General features: G+C 33.5%; 14 protein-coding genes. 1 reads left to right on the forward strand and 13 read right to left on the reverse strand.

Annotation, left to right across the window (positions count from 1 at the left end; all coding sequences use genetic code 11):
- Positions 1 to 117 precede the first annotated feature (117 nt).
- The 10 genes from EKM77_RS03755 to EKM77_RS03800 all read right to left on the reverse strand — a co-directional run bounded on the left by EKM77_RS03755 (position 118) and on the right by EKM77_RS03800 (position 13621).
- Positions 118 to 1659: an ABC-F family ATP-binding cassette domain-containing protein gene (locus EKM77_RS03755; protein ID WP_125592722.1), complete on the reverse strand. Its 1542-nt coding sequence runs from the start codon at positions 1657 to 1659 to the stop codon at positions 118 to 120.
- Between the two features lie 64 nt (positions 1660 to 1723).
- Positions 1724 to 2929, reverse strand: a complete 1206-nt coding sequence (locus tag EKM77_RS03760) for an LCP family glycopolymer transferase (protein WP_125592723.1) — start codon at positions 2927 to 2929, stop codon at positions 1724 to 1726.
- A gap of 215 nt (positions 2930 to 3144) precedes the next feature.
- Complete coding sequence (locus tag EKM77_RS03765) at positions 3145 to 4542, reverse strand: MFS transporter (RefSeq protein WP_125592724.1); 1398 nt, start codon at positions 4540 to 4542, stop codon at positions 3145 to 3147.
- A 35-nt stretch (positions 4543 to 4577) separates the two neighbouring features.
- Positions 4578 to 5597: a zinc-binding alcohol dehydrogenase family protein gene (locus EKM77_RS03770; protein ID WP_125592725.1), complete on the reverse strand. Its 1020-nt coding sequence runs from the start codon at positions 5595 to 5597 to the stop codon at positions 4578 to 4580.
- Positions 5598 to 5617: 20 nt separating this feature from the next.
- On the reverse strand, positions 5618 to 6682 hold the full coding sequence (gene uxuA / locus EKM77_RS03775) for a mannonate dehydratase (RefSeq protein WP_125593076.1): 1065 nt from the start codon (positions 6680 to 6682) through the stop codon (positions 5618 to 5620).
- Between the two features lie 19 nt (positions 6683 to 6701).
- On the reverse strand, positions 6702 to 8318 hold the full coding sequence (locus EKM77_RS03780) for a mannitol dehydrogenase family protein (RefSeq protein ID WP_125592726.1): 1617 nt from the start codon (positions 8316 to 8318) through the stop codon (positions 6702 to 6704).
- 163 nt (positions 8319 to 8481) lie between these two features.
- A complete protein-coding gene (locus tag EKM77_RS03785) occupies positions 8482 to 9219 on the reverse strand; it encodes a GntR family transcriptional regulator (protein ID WP_125592727.1) in 738 nt (245 codons plus the stop codon).
- Between the two features lie 141 nt (positions 9220 to 9360).
- Positions 9361 to 9615 (reverse strand): hypothetical protein, encoded by a 255-nt coding sequence (locus EKM77_RS03790; protein WP_125592728.1) that lies wholly within the window; start codon positions 9613 to 9615, stop codon positions 9361 to 9363.
- A gap of 68 nt (positions 9616 to 9683) precedes the next feature.
- The gene (locus EKM77_RS03795; protein WP_125592729.1) at positions 9684 to 12314 is read right to left on the reverse strand and encodes a transglycosylase domain-containing protein; all 2631 of its coding nucleotides are present in this window, start codon (positions 12312 to 12314) and stop codon (positions 9684 to 9686) included.
- 8 nt (positions 12315 to 12322) lie between these two features.
- Positions 12323 to 13621, reverse strand: coding sequence for a hypothetical protein (locus EKM77_RS03800; RefSeq protein ID WP_125592730.1), 1299 nt, complete (start codon positions 13619 to 13621; stop codon positions 12323 to 12325).
- 74 nt (positions 13622 to 13695) lie between these two features.
- Here EKM77_RS03800 and EKM77_RS03805 point away from each other — a divergent pair, with 74 nt between their 5' ends.
- On the forward strand, positions 13696 to 14622 hold the full coding sequence (locus EKM77_RS03805) for a hypothetical protein (RefSeq protein ID WP_125592731.1): 927 nt from the start codon (positions 13696 to 13698) through the stop codon (positions 14620 to 14622).
- A 143-nt stretch (positions 14623 to 14765) separates the two neighbouring features.
- Here the strand turns inward: EKM77_RS03805 and EKM77_RS03810 are convergent, their stop codons facing one another.
- From EKM77_RS03810 to rplI, 3 genes are read right to left on the reverse strand one after another with little or no spacing between them, the layout of a single operon-like run.
- Positions 14766 to 16052 (reverse strand): adenylosuccinate synthase, encoded by a 1287-nt coding sequence (locus tag EKM77_RS03810; protein ID WP_125592732.1) that lies wholly within the window; start codon positions 16050 to 16052, stop codon positions 14766 to 14768.
- Positions 16053 to 16104: 52 nt separating this feature from the next.
- Complete coding sequence (dnaB, locus tag EKM77_RS03815; RefSeq protein WP_125592733.1) at positions 16105 to 17478, reverse strand: replicative DNA helicase; 1374 nt, start codon at positions 17476 to 17478, stop codon at positions 16105 to 16107.
- Between the two features lie 5 nt (positions 17479 to 17483).
- Positions 17484 to 17939: a 50S ribosomal protein L9 gene (rplI, locus tag EKM77_RS03820; protein WP_125592734.1), complete on the reverse strand. Its 456-nt coding sequence runs from the start codon at positions 17937 to 17939 to the stop codon at positions 17484 to 17486.
- Positions 17940 to 17951 lie beyond the last annotated feature (12 nt).

The following is a 17951-nucleotide window of genomic DNA, read 5'->3' on the forward strand; positions in this document are numbered from 1 at the left end:
TTTTTCAGTGAAGAATGAGGAAAACTCATCAACACGTTGTCGCCGTTGCTCTGTCGCAACAACAGGTAATATATTACTAGTTAAGTAACACCTTTGCAAGTATTTTCTTTAAAAAAGTTACATTTTTTTTATTTTCTCTATATCTAGTACCTTATTGATCCAATCACTACTATAAAAGTCCTCTTCGTGGGTAACTAATATCATTGAACCGGGATAGCTTTTCAAGGCTTTTCTTAAAGAAGCTTTACTTTCATCATCTAAATGATTAGTTGGCTCATCCATAAATAGAAAGTTTGTGGGATCAAACATCAAATCAGCAATCTTAACTTTAGTCTGTTCACCACCAGATAGTGATCTGATCGGCGACATGATCTGTTGACTAGTTAGACCGGTTCTCGCCAAAACTTGGCGCACTTCTTTATTATCCTTTTCAGGATGTTCTTCACCTACTATTTGAAATGGTGTCGCCATTTTGTTCTTCCAAACCAAATCTTGTTTAAAGTAACCTACTTTTACAACTTCTGAAAAATCGTAGTTACCCTCAATAGGTTTTATAATATCCAATAGCGTTTTGATCAATGTTGATTTTCCGATACCATTGAATCCCTTGATAACCATTTTTTCTCCACTAACGATAGAGAAATTCAATTTCTGATCAAATAAGGGCTTGTCATAACCTATCTTTAAATCATTTACTTCTAATACCATTCTAGAACTGGGAATATCCTGGTATGGAAAGTTAAAGCTGGCGATCTTCTTATTACCTGGTGGTGTCAAAACATCCATATGTGCTAATTGTTTTTCACGACTCTTAGCACTTTTAGATCTAGTACCTGCCTTGAATTTTCTGATATAAGCTTTTGTTTTGGAAATTTTCTCTTGTTGCTTAACATAGGCTTTCATATAAGTTTCCTTATTAGCAGCCTTTTGCTTCATTACTTGTTTCAAACTTCCTGTATATTTGGTGATTCTTCCAAATTCGATATCGGCTATACAGTTAACTATTTTATCCAAGAAGTTATAATCGTGAGAAATAACTATGAAAGCACCCTCAAAATTATTCAAATAGTCAGATAACCACTCAATATGGTTAGTATCCAAATAATTAGTGGGTTCATCTAGCAAGATCATGTCAGGTTTTTCCAAAAGAATTTTGGCTAGAATAATTTTAGAACGTTGTCCACCACTAAGTTTTGAAACATCATGATCATATCCAATTGCATCTAATCCTAAACCAGTTGCGACTTGTTCTATTTTAGTATCCAGCTCATAAAAGTCATTGGCATCCAATATTTCTTGAAGCTTTCCGGCTTTTTCTAGGTCATCTTCATCTGGATCATTCATATAAATTTCAGTCAATTTATCATTAGCTTCATATAATTCACTAAAGGCTGTTTGAAGATATTCTTTTATAGTCATCCCCTCAACCAATTTGGCTTGCTGATCCAAATATCCAACTGTTAAATGCTTTTGCCAGGTTATTTTTCCTTCATCAGGTTCAATTTGACCAGTTAGAATTTTGATGAGCGTAGACTTACCCACCCCATTTTGCCCAGTAATCCCTAAATGGTCTTCCTTATTTACTTGGAGACTTGCGTCATCATATAATTTTTTATCTAAAAATTGCTGTGTTAAATCATGTACCTCTAAAACACTCATAAATAAACTCCTTATTTTAAAAACATAACAAAAGGCCGAAACAAATTCTGCTTCAGCCTTTTAATTAAAACCCTGATAGTCCGATTGTATCATCACTATCTTTATTAGTACCTTCACTACTTGTTGTACTTCTGATCTTGGTCTCGTAATTTTGGCTTTGATCACCAGTATATTTAAACGAGAATCCTAAAGATTTATTGTACTTATTCAATTTTGTTTCTTGATTATCTAAAGTTGCTGGAGTTAGATCCAATTGTTTTCTCAACTTATCAGATACTCTTTGCAATTCTTTAGTTGGAGCAATTTCATAAGAAGATCCGTCGATCGTCGAACTGAATCCTTGAACGTGATCAGAACCTATCTTTTTAGAAGCTCCTCGATAATTAAGGAAAATAGACTGCATATCACTAAAGCTTAAATTAGTAGTCATGGAATTTGAGATACTATTCAAGACTTTTTGATAGTGAGTAAATGTATTGGCACTTGCTGCACTCTTAATAATAGCAGAGATTACCTGTCTTTGACGTTTTTGTCTACCATAGTCTCCTTCTGGATCTTCATATCTCATTCTTGAATAATCCAAAGCTTGCTTACCATTTAGATGCATCTTTCCTTTTTTAAAGTGAGATTCTTTCTCATCTGTATCACCATATGAGAAGCTAAATGGTACATCGACATCAACTCCACCGACACTATTTACAATTTTCTTTAACGAATTGAAATCAACTTTTACATAGTAATCTATTGGTACATTTAGTAATTTTTCCGTTGTTACAACAGCACTTTCTTCATTACCTACATTATATGCTGAATTGATTTTTTGTATCTTTTTAGTATTATTGCCAACGCCTTTCCAAATTTGGGCCATGGTATCTCTTGGAACTGATACCATTGTGGTCTTATTGGTTTTAGGATTGACCGTTACTACGATCATAGTATCTGAATTACCACGATAGTCAACTTCCATATCTCTAACGCCACCATCAGTCGTATCTACACCTAACAATAATATCGAAATAGGTTTTTGATCAGAAATCTTGGCTGAAGCTTGTTTACCATCTAATGCCTTATATGTTTTGCCCAAAGTCTCTTGAGTTTGAGCGTAAATTCTAAATCCATAGGCACCTAATATAAAAAATACCGTTAATACGACTAAGCCTAGAATTTTCAGGAAGGATCTTTTAGAACCTCCACCATTATTAGAAGCCAACGCACTATTTCTAGTCAGACGACGTCTATGTTCCCTAGACATATTATTTTTATTATTCATAAATAAACTCCGTTTAGTATATCCCTAATATTTTCCATCAAATTCGGAAAATGGACATATTTGTACAACGTTAATAATATACCCTAAAAATATGAAGAAATTTAGTGTACGTTGAAACAATTATAAAAGTTTAAGCTATTCTGTCAAATTTAGCTATTGGATTTGTACACTAAAAAGCAAAAAAGATACGATTATTCATCATATCTTTTTAAATTCTATAATTCACTTGATTCTAATTTCTCTGTAACTTTTTCTTTATCATTTTTTGGCTCATCCATTGCATCAGTTAAGTCATTTAAATCACGACCAGTTGTTTCAACTGATTTGTATGCACTGAAGAATGTAAATAATGAAAAGACGATAATCATTACTGCTATTGGTAACCAACTACCAGTAAAAGCTGATACTAAACTAGCAGCAATTAATGGACCAAATCCTGTTGCTACTACTCCGGCAATTTCTTTTGCCAAAGCCATGAATGTCATTCTGTTTTTAGAACCAAACAATTCGGCTAACATAACATTTTCAAGGGCAAACATCCCCTGAACACCAACGTTTAATCCAATAACCATAGCAATTGTTAACAATACGGTATTTCTAGTTTGTATCATTAAAAGCATTGGAATGGCGTAAACAACCATTGCTGCAGATAAGAACATGTACATTTTACGACGTCCAACTTTATCACCTAAGTACCCAACAACGGGAATAGTAATAAATGAAACAAGAGAAGCAATAATATTAGCATTTGTAGTTACAGTCTTTTGAACACTTAAGAAAGTAACCATAAATCCAGCAATATAAGTTTGTAAAATACCACTATTACCAGCTTGTCCAAAACGAAGTCCTAAAGCGACTAACAAACTCTTATTAGCAACTTTATTTTTAGGCTTTTCTGGAGCTGCATTTTGTAATTTTTCAATACGTTCTTTTTCTAGTAATTTCTTTTTCTCTGCCATAACGGGGCTCTCTTTAATGAACATCCGAATTAAAATGGCAACAATCATAATCAAAAATGATGCATAGAATGGAATTCTCCACCCCCACGTATATAAACTATTATCATCTAATTTCATTAAAATAATGGTCCAGATCAAATTAGCCAGTAAGGTTCCTGTGGATGTTCCTAGACAAACGAAACTACCAACTAAACCACGATTACTTTTCTTAGCAAATTCTGCAACCATAACTCCAGCACCACTAATTTCAGCACCAGCACCAAAACCTTGTACTATACGTAAAACAACTAGTCCAATTGGTGCCCAAATTCCAACCTGTTGATAGGTCGGCAAGAAACCAATAGCGGTGGAAGCTAATCCCATCAACATGATTGTTACAAATAGAACTGTTCTTCGACCCATTTTATCTCCCATTCGACCAAAGAAGTAAGCCCCAAGTAATCGAGCCACATATCCAGCTCCATAGGTTCCCATTGCCATAACTAATGCCATGGCCGGAGATGACTCAGGAAAGAAGATTTCTCCAAATACAATCGCTGCGGCTAAGGAATATAATTGAAAATCCATAAATTCCATAGCGGTTCCCATCCAGCCACTTGCTGTAACTTTAATTAATTCTTTTGTATCAACTTCTGTATCGTTATTGTTTGCCATTACTTAATTCACCAACCTTCATGAGAGTTAACTATTTAATCAAATGTCAAAACGATCTTACGAGCTTGTTCAGGATGTTCATTCATCAAATCGAATGCATCTTGAGCATTTTTAATATTAAATTGTTGATTAACTACTCCATCATCATCTAATAATCCTGATTCGATCGACTTAATGATTGGTGCAAATTGGTAAGCTTGTAATCTTGAACCACAAATAGTTAATTGTTTTTGCATGATTGGTTTTTCAGGAATGTTAGAAGCTTCTTCAGACATACCTAATGGAACAATTCTTCCAGCAACTGATGCTAAATCTAAACAAGCTTCAAATGTTTTTGGAGCACCAACAGCATCAATAACTACGTTTGCCATTTCTCCATTTGTCCATTCAGTAACACGATCTTTAAGGTTCTCTTTTGTAACATCAACTACTTCATCGGCACCATTATGTTTAGCAAATTCTAGTTTAGATTCCAAAACATCTGTAACCATTACTCTGGCACCTTTTGCCTTTGCTACACGTAAAATTAATTGACCGATTGTTCCGCCACCTTGGATCAAAACTGTCTTTCCTAAGCCGACCTCTGCTCTAGTTGTTGAATTTCCGGCAATTGTATATGGTTCTGATAAAACAGCAGTTGTCCAAGGAACATTACTATCAATCTTGTGAATTTGTTTTAATGGAAGTTTTACATATTCTTGCATACCACCATCAATGTGAACACCTGATACTACTAAGTTTTTACATACATTAGGCATTCCATGACGACAGGCGTAACACTTACCACAATATGCAATTGGCTCTACTACAACGTGATCACCAACTTTAACCTCTTTAACATCATCTGAAATTTCATCTATCTCACCGACGAATTCATGACCCATAACTCTTGGCAAAGTAGCAAAGGGATTTTCACCATGATATAAATGATTATCACTTCCACAAATTCCTACGGCTTTAACTTTTACAATTACTTCATTTGGATTTTCAATTTCTGGTTTTGGAACATCTACAATTCTTAAATCTTCTTTTCCATATACACGTGCTGCTAACATTTTTAAAACTCCCTTCAAATTTAAGCTTTATTTATTGCTTCCCATAATCCATTTAAGTAAGTGGCTCCTAGAGCTCGATCGTATAGACCATATCCGGGACGATCTGATTCTCCCCAAATATTTCGACCGTGATCTGGACGAACATAACCGTCAAATCCACTATCATGCATGGCTTTCATAATTTCATACATATCTAATGAGCCTTCACTAGATAAGTGTGCTGATTCATGAAAGTCCGTTTTACTTGTAAATTTAATATTTCTAGTGTGAATAAATGGTGCGCGATCTTTTTTGACAAATTCTCTAACAATCGCTGGAACATCATTATCAGGATTTTCACCTAAACTACCTGTACAAATCGTGAAACCATTATATTTAGATTCATGTAGTTCTTCGATTTTTAACATATCTTCACGATTCTTATAGATTCTTGGCAAACCGAATAAAGGCATTGGTGGATCATCCGGATGCATTGCCATTCGTACATCACATTCCTCACAGACGGGAATTATTGCATCTAAGAAATATTTCAAATTTTCTGTCAATTTTTGTTCATCAACATCTTTATATGCATCAAATAATCTCTTTATTTCGCTTAATCTTTCTGGTTCCCATCCTGGTAGTGAGTAGCCTTTGGAATTACTTTCAACTCGATCGATCATTTCTTGTGGGTCAGATGCTAATTTATCTAGTTCAAATGACATAACATTCGAGCCGTCTGGTAAATCGAATTGAAGGTCTGTTCTTAACCAATCAAATACTGGCATGAAATTGTAGCAGATAACTTTGACACCATATTCAGATAAATTTCTGATTGTTTCCTTGTAGTTCTCAATGTATTTATCTCGACTAGGTTTACCGATTTTTATATCATCGTGGATATTAACTGATTCAATTACATCCATCTTTAAACCAGCGTCATTTATTTCTTTCTTTAATGAAGCAATTTTTTCCTTAGGCCAAACTTCTCCTACTGGAACATCAAATAAAGCGCCGACGACTTGAGTCATACCAGGAATTTGCTTAATTTGTTGTAATTTAATTGGATCATCATTTGATCCAAACCATCTAAATCCCATTTCCATCATGCTAAAAAATTACCTCCTATAAGTTGGAAAGAGCTTTTGCAATAGCCTCTTTACCGTTGTTCAATTCTTTAAAGTTTGCTTCTACTTTATCTGCCAAACCTATTTCATATAAATCATGAGCAAAAATTTGTTTATTACTTAATAATGGTTTTAAAGTTTTATGAATTAATTCATCATCTTGTGTACCTAATTCAATTGGTTCCATAATTTCTTTAACATAATCTAGTAATGGATCAGGACTTGGCGTAAAGGAATTACCTTGATCATCAACTGCTAAAATATAACGACACCAACCTGCTAAAATAAAAGGAATGTACTTCAAATCTTTCACATCACGATTTTCGTCATCTAAATAATGTTGAATTGTCACACCATAACGAATCGGAATTTTTTGAGAAGTATCACTGGCGATTCTTTGAGGAGTGTCAGGGATGTTTTTATTTGGTAGACGCTTATTTATTAATTCATTTATAAATTTAGTTGGATCAATTATTTTAGGATCTTTAACTACTGGAAGATCTTCGTCAAAACCTAAACCTTTAATTAATTTGACCAAATTAGAATTATTCATTTCATCGGCAATCGATGTGTAACCTAACAAACATCCAAAGATTGCTAAGGAAGTATGTAATGGATTTAAGCAAGCTGTAACTTTCATTTGATCAGCATCGTTAACGGTTTTACGATCGGTCATAATTACGTCAGCATTTTCTAATTTAGGACGTCCATTAGGAAAATTATCTTCAATGACTAAATAATGTGTTTCTTCGGTGTTTCCGAATGGTGCAATATTGGTATGTTTGTCTGTATGCAAGATATCTACATCATCAAAACCTTGTTCTGATAAAATATTAGAAACTTTTTCTGAAGGATTTGGTGTAATTCGATCGATCATGGACCAAGGAAAACTAACTTTACTATCATCTTTCAGATAATCTATAAAATCTTTTGTAACTAAATTGTTGTCTAACCAACCATTAGCAATAGTTAAGATTTCTTTTTCAAAACGTTGACCGTTCTCTGAAAAATTATCTGTGCTGACCATTGCAATAGGATATTTTCCAGCATTAAAACGGGCTAAAAGTAATCTGGCAATTGCTGCCATATTCGTGCTTGCTTCATCTGGATCGTTAGTAATATCCTTTTTGGCGCTTTCAGTAAGTTCACCATTCATATCTGTCAAAATATAACCTTTTTCAGTAATTGACATAGTGACAAATTGTAACGATGGATTTTCAAAAATATTTTTTAATTTTGCCCAACCGTCTTGATTGCTGTGATTGTAATAAATGCTTTCCCCAACGCTAGCAATCAAAGTTTTCTGATAACTATCATCACTCTTCATAACAACCTGTAGCATTTTATTATTATAGGGCTGATAAATATCATCTATAACTTGCTCATCATAAGTTTCAGCTACTACAATTCCACTTTTAAGATCTCCACTATTCAAAAGATCCTGCGCAATTTTGGCATGGAAACATCTAAATAAATTACCTCCACCAAAATGAACCCAAATCGGATTTTTATCTGTTTCTTTTTTTACTTTTTTGAAATCATACTTAGGAACTTCAATATCATGACTAGTGAATTTGTCTTCGTCATTCAAATAATCGTCTTTAATGCTAACCATCGACTTCATCTCCCACTTCTGTTATTAACATACTAGAATGCTAGTATTCCAACAAAGTTAATTTAACATCTTATGTAAGCGCTGTCAATAACATAAAAAAAAATAGTCCCCTTAAAATTGCTTAAAAGGACTATTTTCTAAATGGAACTCTCTATTTAATCAACTAAAAGCTAAAGAAGCTTTGTTTTTTCAATTTTAAATTCTTTATTTCTGTATTTTCCCAATTTGAAAAATACTCTGGATATTTATCATGAATTACGATTGTATCTTCAGCAAATTTTGAAATATGTTTATAAATATTCAATGCAGCTTCTTCTGCCTTACCTGCTCTAATAGATTCCAAAATATTATTATGTTCTTGAAGAGTTGAATCAACTCTAATGTTTGATAGAATTTTCAATTTTCTCAATCGATTCTGATCAGCAGATATCTGGGCCAAAGCTTTCTCAATATAAAGCATGTTGGCAGATTTATATATTATGTGATGGAATCGTTCATCAATTTCAAATGATTCTTCGTACAGATTTCGTTCCAAAACTTTCTTTTGATTATAAATGTTTTGCTCTAACTGTATGCAAATATCATCTCTTTGTTCCAATCCACAAATTTTTATAACGGCTGCTTGTTCCACTAAGTTACGCATATAAAATGATTCATAAATTCGATCGATATTTATCTGAGAAACATAAGAACCACGTTGCGGTAAAACATCTAACAATCCATCATCGGCTAACTTGGCACTAGCCTTTTGAATTGGTGTCCTACTAACGCCTAATTCTTTTGACAACTGAACTGGACTAATGATATCACCTGGAGACAATTCCAGAGAAACTATTTTATTGTACAGAGTTTGATATGCATAATCACTAGCTAATTGGGGTTGTGCACTGTTATCCTTCACTTTTTCCCACTCCTATTTTTAAAATTCATTTAACTTGTTTTAACATCTAAAAATATCTTAACGCAAGAATACTATATTTAGTTAGTTTTTAGGTTTTAAAATTTATAATAAACAAAAAAACATCTCACTAAGAGATGTTTTCTACAATACTCGATCAAGATTAGGAGTCCGATCTGTTTTTTCAGATTTAGATGCAACATCTATTTTGCCATCATTCAAAGTAAAGGTATCTTTATTTCGACATCTGGGACACTGCATCGTAATTTCATATTTAACAGAGTCGTCTGAATTTTTCTCCAGTTCCTTTTTCTTAAGGATCAGCATGGCTGGATGATTGCACTGACTGCACTTGAATAATAATATTCTACCTTCAGAAACTTTATCTGCTAAGCTCATTCTCCTTATCCTCCATTAATATTCTGGCTATATAAATATTAATAGATTGTGTACCTCATGACAACCCATTAATTACTGCTATTACCGTTTATTTTAACATCAGGGACATTGCCGCCGTAACTTCTTATTTCATTCATAATATTAACTAGTTTCTGCTTTTGTGATTCTTTATCAGAGTCATCATTTGCATACGCATCTTTAACTTTTTGAAGTTGCGTATTATATTGTGGCATCAACTCGTTTACCTTATTTTTACGTTTAGAAGCACGCTCTGATTCAATTTTTTCTTTCTCTTTATTGTATTCAGCAATTTTCTTATTGTCTTTTGAGGTTTGAAACATAGCTTGACTCATATTTAAATCTTTTTGAAGATCTAGAATTTGATTATTGAAGTCACTTTTAGCGTTTTGACGTTTTACGTTAGCATTCAAATAACGAATTTTCTGCAATTCATCAAGTTTCTTATTATATTGTGATTCTTTAATGATCGGTGAATCTTTATACTTATCAATTGCCTTTTCAACTTTACGTTCTCTAGAATATTCTTCTTTTTTAGTAAGGTGATAAATTATTCGATAATCCAAATTAGCTAAACGTTGTGCATTCTTGTTTGTCTGATCTGAATTATATTTTGAAAAGTCATTATCAATAATATCTTGAATCGTAGGTTTTTTATTCTTAGTTTGTACTGACAATTTATCGCCATCAACAGTTACAGTACTAGGTTTCTTAAAATCGTCATTTTTCTGCTTAAGCGTATCAACTAAATACTCACCTTCGGCTTTAAAGCTTTGCATTGATAAACTCTCTTCGGCAGTTGTCAAAGTAGATGGCATGTCATTTCCGGTCCAATTAGCAATGGTAAATTTAGGAGTCATACCAACAAAGTAAGAATCTTTACTATCATCTGTCGTACCTGTTTTACCAGCAGTGTAGTCGTAGTTATCAAGTTTAGCATCTTTACCAGAGCCATCAGTGATTACTGATTGCATAGTATTTAAAGTCATATAACTAGCATCTTTTGTATAAACAGATGTTTTTGGATGAGTATTTTGGTAAATATAACGTTCATTTTCATTATCGTAAATACTGCTTAGATTACTTGGGGCTATAAACTTACCCCCTCTTGAAAATGAACTATAAGCAGATGCCATCTCGGTGGTCGTTACACCATTTTTGAAACCACCAATAGCAATAATAGGATTATCATCTTCTGGTGATAATCGGGCAAAATCCATTTTAGTCAAATCATTGTAATACAGATGTTTGTTGTCTTCTAAAGCTAACTTATAGGCAACCGTATTAATAGAATTTGCCAAAGCATCACGAATAGTCGTCTTACCTTTGTATCCGCTGTACCAATTTTTCCTACCGGCAATTGCCGAATCAATTACAGTACTCTGTGGTAAATAGCCTCTTTCAAAGGCAGGTGCGTATGCTGTAATTGGTTTTGCGGCTGAACCTGGTTGACGATAACCATTGATAGCACGATTGACTTGATCTCCTTCAGTCGTTCTACCACCAACTATTGCCAAAACATCCCCAGTTTGATTATCAACTACTGTGCTAGATACTTGTGGCGCCAGTTTTCCATGGACATCTCGTCCGGTATACGCTTTGTATGAATCCGACACAATACTTTCGATCTTATTTTGAATATCCATATCAATAGTTGTGTGAATACTATATCCACCCTCCATCAACTCACCACGAGCTCGTTCAAATTGTTGTTGGAAGTTAGAATAGTATTGACTCATTTCTTTATCGCTATTAAATTTATACTTCATCATAAAGCCAGAAGATTTCATTAATTCTTCAGTTGCATTACTTACGGCATAACTCAATGCATAATTATTAGAAACATCATTATCAAATTTATGTTCATTGATCTTTAATCCTAAAGGTCGTTTTCTGGCATTCAAATAGGCGTTATGACTTATCAATTTATTCTTGTAGAAAATGTATAACACCATGTTTCTACGCTTTAATGAGCGTTGCGGATAACTAACTGGATCATAGTAAGCGGGATTATTTGGGATACCAACTAACATTGCTAGTTTATCAATTGATAAATTATTTTGATTCTCTGAAAAATAATAGTCAGCAGCACTACTAAAACCATAAGATCCATGTCCCATATAAACGTCATTGATATAAAATTCCAAAATTTGCTTCTTAGTGAATTTCTTTTCCAGTTGCTGGGCAATCACCATTTCTTTTAATTTACGATCAATTGTTTGCGACTGATCTTTTAACACCACATTTTTAACCAACTGCTGTGTTAAGGTCGATCCACCTTCAATCCTTCTATGTATTACTCTTGCTCCTAGTGAACGCATAATTGCATACATATCTACCCCGTGGTGAATATAAAACCTTTGATCTTCAACTTTGACCAACCCCTTTTTTATTTTGGGATTAACTTTATTTATTGGCACATAGTCAGAGCTAGATTGGGATAGTTTTTTTAACACTTTACCGTTACGATCATATATAACGGTTGAATTTTTTGGACGAAAATCACTCTTAGTTAAACCTTCACTATATGAATAACCATCTGAAATTGCGCCTTTGATATCATATCCATATTTCATCCAGAAAATACCAATTCCACTAGCGATCATAATGATCAAAACCAACAATATCCATGGCCATTTTTTATGTTTTCTTTTAATTGTACTTCGCTTAGTTTCTCGCATAATGACCCCTAATCAGCGTAAAATGTGATTCCTGATGAAATCTTAGATTGTAAACTCGACAAATCAGATGAACTAATTTGTAGACCATTACTATAACTACTACCACCGGAATAAATAAATCCAATCGTAGATCCATTGTTAAAGTAAATTGACTTACTTAAACTGCTATTATTTTTCATCCAAAATACTGGTGTTGCTGAATTAAAATCAGCAGTTGAATTATCAGCATCTGTAATATCATTATTTGACAATGTACTATCAGATGCATTAGTTAAGTATTGACCAAAACTGCTGTTACTACTATCAGTGATAATTGCATCATTATTGCCGGCAGAGGTAATGATCTTTTTAATATTATATTTTCCAGAACTGACTCTTGAATTACTTACTGATATATAACCGTCTTCAGCAACGTAATTTCCATTAACATTAGTCATCAAAGCTAATTTATTACTGCTTGAATCATAATATAGGACCGTCTTCCCAGTTAAGCCTGCATTACTCAAAGTATCAGAATCCGTACTAGATTTATCTAGTGTTCCGATAATATCAACATTGGCTGGTTTATATTTCTCAGTCAAAGGTGCATCCCTCAGAGCATCCAATTGTTCTTTAGCTGCAGTTACCCTAGCACTTGATCCTTTATGATTGGCATAATAATCAGTCATTTTAGCGACTGCATCAGTCCATTGTTTCTTAATTGTTTTATTCTTGATCAGTTTATAATAAGCGTTGACCATAGATATTTTTTTAATATCTAAACTAGCATTATCATCATTAAACTTATCCCAGGTTTTAGAAATATATCCATTAGCATCTTGTGTTTGTTCAAACCAAATTTGAATCTTATCTAAACGATTACGTTGTTTTTGGTAGACATCCTGATTTTTTTCTTTGAGAAGTTTCTTATCCAACTCATCGATCTGGCCACTGGACACACTATCTTTATAGTTATTCTTACCATCAAAAAGAGCAGAAACAGCCGCAGCTCGATCCATTCTTTCGCTGATATATTCTTCTAACTCTTGGTATCTTTTAATATTATCTTGCGTAATTATATGTTTACCACTGGTTTTGATCAATTTACCGACAAAATCAGCCGAAGAAGAATTGACGTTTGTTTTTAAAACCTTATGTGTTTTATCTTGATACTGACTATTTATTTTGGCAGTCACAGCTGCATTTACTACCCCACGTGAAAGCATTACAAAAAAGATAACAGCCGTTAGAGTGGCAATTACCTTAGCCCCTAGTAGTAAATAATGTACTGATTTAGAACCACCTTTTAAATCTTTTTTATCTTTCACGATTTTCCTCAAATAACGTTTCTTTTTGTATATTATATATATTAAAGTATCACAATTATAAAGGGTGAGAAATTTTGAAAAAATTATTTAAAAAACATCTAAAGTTATTAATAACCTTACTGATTCTAATTTTAATAATCTTAACTTATGTCTTCAATTGGGGAAACGTTAAAACTAAAACTATCAATAAGATATCATCTTTAACTATTCCGTTTTCCTTGATAGTTAATCCAAAGAATATCGATCAAGGAGTCACTCCAAAATCCATCAAACTTAATGATAAAAATTTTGAGAATGATAAAACACAAGCTATTGATCTCGTGAATACTATTAATAGTAACTATAAGGCCACTAAAAGCTTTAATTTTCTCAATGAAAAACAAGATAAGTCTCTCACCGATAAAATTAAAAAGCAATCACATCAATATATTCATGACGTTACCTTACTCAACTTTGGAAAAGATCGTAAGGGTAAATATTTAACGATCAGCCTTAATCAATATAATGACACTAAACAAATCGTTAGTTACCGTTATCGTCTATATCATAAGAAAAATGAAATATTCTCTGTTAAGTATCTAAAGAAAACTTCAAACACATACCCACCACGTTTTATTATTCCTGATGTACAAGTCGGTGAAACAGGAATAAACAATTCTAAGAATTTTATGCAACGACTTAAAACCGCCGTTATTAATTCCAATCTGGTAATGAATAACTCTTCTGAACCTGGAAGTTTTAATCAAATTGCCATTAACCTAGGACTTGATCCCGATAAAAGTAATACCGGACTTTACACTCTCGCCAAAAATTCTAACTCTAGAGTTACAAATTACGGTATTATTGGCTACGAAGTATCTGATGTTCCTAGATATTCGAGAATTTATATTAAACAACTAAGTAAAGATGATCATTTTTACTACACGTTAACTTACAATCGTAACAGTAAAAAATTTGTCAGCTTCCAAAAGGGAATTATCTCTACTACAAATAGAAACTAGGCAAAATAAAAGGATGTGACTGTCGTCACATCCTTTTGTGTATTACGATTATTATTTATTGAAACGCGTAACATAAGGCAGAGACCGAGCTTATCTACGAATATTCTCGGTCTCTAAACGCCTTATGTTACGCTCTGTTAACTTTAAGCATTCCAAACATCATTAACTTCAATTGTTTGTTCACGATCAGGTCCAACAGATACGGTAGCATATTCAACACCAAGTTGTTCTTTCAAAAATTCAAGATATGCTTTTGCTGCATCTGGCAGATCACTGATACTCTTAGCACCTGTAATATCTTCATCCCAGCCGTTGAATGTTTTATAAATTGGTTTACATTGTGCCAAAATATTTAAATTAGCAGGATATTCATCAATGATCTTTCCATTTAGATCATAACCTGTACATACTTTGATCTCTTTAAGTCCTGTTAAAACATCTAAACAATTAAGTGACAAATGAGTAACTCCGGCTACGTTGCATGAATGACGTAATACAACTGTATCTAACCAGCCAACTCGACGAGGACGGTGTGTAACAGTTCCGTATTCATGACCAGCTTCTCGCAAGAAATTACCTACTTCATTTTCTTGTTCTGTTGGGAAAGGTCCAGCACCAACACGAGATGTATAAGCTTTAACAACTCCAATAACCTTATCAACCATTGGAGCACCAATACCAGCACCAGTTGTTACACCACCAGCTGGATTAGATGAAGTTACATAAGGATATGTACCATGATCAATATCAAGCATGATTCCTTGTGCGCCTTCAAATAAAACATTTTTACCATTCTTCAATTCTCGGTTTAAATAAGCAGAAGTATCGATGACACGATCTTTTACATCTTGGCCAAATTGATAATACTTTTCAAAAACATCATCAAATTTAATTTCATCAGAATTGTAAATTTTTGTAAATAATTCATTTTTTTGCTTAAGATTTTCTGTAAGTAAATCTCTAAAAATATCCTTATCTAAAATATCTGCCATTCTAATACCAATACGAGCGACTTTATCCATATAAGCTGGGCCAATACCTCTATTAGTTGTTCCGACTTTAGAATCGCCTCTTGCGGCCTCTTGAAGTGAATCCAACTTGATATGATATGGCAAAATCAATTGTGCACGATTAGAAATCTTCAAATTTGAAGTATCTACACCTTGTTCATGTAAACGATTTAACTCTTCTAAAAGAGATTCTAGATTTAAAACAACACCATTACCAATAACACTAGTCTTATCAGAATAAAGAATTCCTGAAGGAACTGATCTTAATTTGTAAACATTACCATCAATATTTAGGGTATGACCGGCATTATCTCCACCTTGATATCTAGCGATGATATTTGCTTCTCCACTAAAATAATCAGTGATCTTACCTTTACCTTCGTCACCCCATTGGGTACCTACTACAACAACTGTTGTCATGTCTATCTCCTCTTAAATTGTTTCAGTTTTTAAAAAACAAGTGAAAGTATCTCTAATTTTCTGGGATATTTGCTATCGAAGAAAACTTATTATAAGACTTCACGAACAATAACTTGGCTGTTCCACGCGGACCAGAACGGTTTTTACTTACTATTACTTCGACCTCACCAACATCTTGATCTTCTTGGTCTTGTGGTTCACTGTCATCATCACCATCTTCATCACGATAGTAATCATCACGATAAAGAAACGCAACAATATCAGCATCCTGTTCAATTGAACCAGATTCACGAATATCTGACAACATTGGTCTTTTATCCTGACGCTGCTCAACTCCACGAGAAAGCTGTGACAACGCAATTACTGGAACATGCAATTCTTTAGCTAATTTTTTCAAATTACGAGAAATAACTGAAACTTCTTGTTGTCTATTTTCCTGACCAGTACCTTCGATCAATTGTAAGTAGTCGATAATAACTAAATCTAACTGACCACTTTCTTTTAGTAATCGACGGCATTTTGATCTAATTTCAGCCATCTTAACACCAGGAGTATCGTCAATATAAACATTGGTTCTTGATAAACTTCCCATTGCCACGACCAAACTGTTCCATTGATTTTCATCTAATTGGCCAGTACGCAATGCATTAGCATCGATACTACCTTCAGAACAGATCATACGATTAACTAATTGTTCAGCACCCATTTCCAATGAGAAAATAGCAACTGTTGCTTGATCTTTAGTTGCTGCATTTTGGGCTAAATTTAAGGCAAAGGCAGTTTTACCAACACCAGGACGAGCTGCCAAAATGATCAATTCGTCTTTGTGCAATCCAGTAGTTAAATTATCAAGATCTTTATAACCGGTCGATAAACCAGTAACGTCAGTATCTTGACTATATAACTTATCAATTTCGTTAAAAGATGATTTTACGACATCAGAAATTTTTCTAAATCCTTGATGATTACGATTCTCTGAAACTTCCATAATATCTTTTTCAGATTGATCGATGATCGTATCAAGGTCTTCTGACTCTTCAAAACTACGAGAGACAATATTTGTACCCGCATTGATCAAACGTCTTAAGACAGCCTTATTTTTAACGATACGCGCATAATAACTCGTATTAGCTGCCGTTGGAACAGCGTTGGCTAATTCTGCTAAATAACTAACACCACCAACATCTTCAACTTGATTTAAACGATCAAGTTCATTTTGAACCGTCACTACATCGACTGGAGATTCTTGATCATTCAAATTAACCATCGCCTGGAAGACAAGCTGATTAGCATGTTGATAAAAATCTTCTGCGTCAACATATTCCATTGACTCAACTAGTGCATCCTGGCTTAAAAATACCGCACCTAAAACAGCTTGTTCAGCATCTTTATCATTAGGTGGTATCCTTGTCATTTCATTATTCATTTAAATTACTTCTTTTCGGCAACATGAACTCTAATAGTTGCTTCAACACCCTCAAAAATTTTACTTTTAACATTGATATAACCTAATGATTTAACACCATCATTTAATTCCATCTTGTGTTTATCAACCTTTAGTCCATATTGTTTGTCTAATTCTTCAGAAATTTTCTTACTTGTTACTGATCCGAATAATCTACCATCTGCTCCTGATTTGGCAAAAATTTCAACGATCGTCTTATCGTCTTCAATTTTCTTTTTTAATTCATTTGCATTTGCTAGTTCTTCTTTATAGTTCTTGGCTTCTTTATTTTGTTCAGCCTTCAATTTTGACAAATTTTGATTAGTAGCTTCAATTGCCTTGTTGTTCTTGATTAAGAAGTTTTGGGCATAACCATCTGCAACATTTTTTATTTCGCCCTTTTTTCCTTTTCCTCTTACATCCGCAGTAAAAATAACTTTCACGATGGATTCCTC

This window comes from Companilactobacillus baiquanensis (assembly GCF_003946605.1).
In the GTDB taxonomy this organism is placed as follows: domain Bacteria; phylum Bacillota; class Bacilli; order Lactobacillales; family Lactobacillaceae; genus Companilactobacillus; species Companilactobacillus baiquanensis.

Coding starts and splice junctions, on each gene's coding strand:
- EKM77_RS03755 (WP_125592722.1), bottom strand. CDS start 1,659: ATGAGTGTTTTAGAGGTACATGATTTAACACAGCAATTTTTAGATAAA.
- EKM77_RS03780 (WP_125592726.1), bottom strand. CDS start 8,318: ATGGTTAGCATTAAAGACGATTATTTGAATGACGAAGACAAATTCACT.
- uxuA (WP_125593076.1), bottom strand. CDS start 6,682: ATGGAAATGGGATTTAGATGGTTTGGATCAAATGATGATCCAATTAAA.
- EKM77_RS03810 (WP_125592732.1), bottom strand. CDS start 16,052: ATGACAACAGTTGTTGTAGTAGGTACCCAATGGGGTGACGAAGGTAAA.
- EKM77_RS03795 (WP_125592729.1), bottom strand. CDS start 12,314: ATGCGAGAAACTAAGCGAAGTACAATTAAAAGAAAACATAAAAAATGG.
- dnaB (WP_125592733.1), bottom strand. CDS start 17,478: ATGAATAATGAAATGACAAGGATACCACCTAATGATAAAGATGCTGAA.
- EKM77_RS03770 (WP_125592725.1), bottom strand. CDS start 5,597: ATGTTAGCAGCACGTGTATATGGAAAAGAAGATTTAAGAATTGTAGAT.
- EKM77_RS03765 (WP_125592724.1), bottom strand. CDS start 4,542: ATGGCAAACAATAACGATACAGAAGTTGATACAAAAGAATTAATTAAA.
- EKM77_RS03760 (WP_125592723.1), bottom strand. CDS start 2,929: ATGAATAATAAAAATAATATGTCTAGGGAACATAGACGTCGTCTGACT.
- EKM77_RS03790 (WP_125592728.1), bottom strand. CDS start 9,615: ATGAGCTTAGCAGATAAAGTTTCTGAAGGTAGAATATTATTATTCAAG.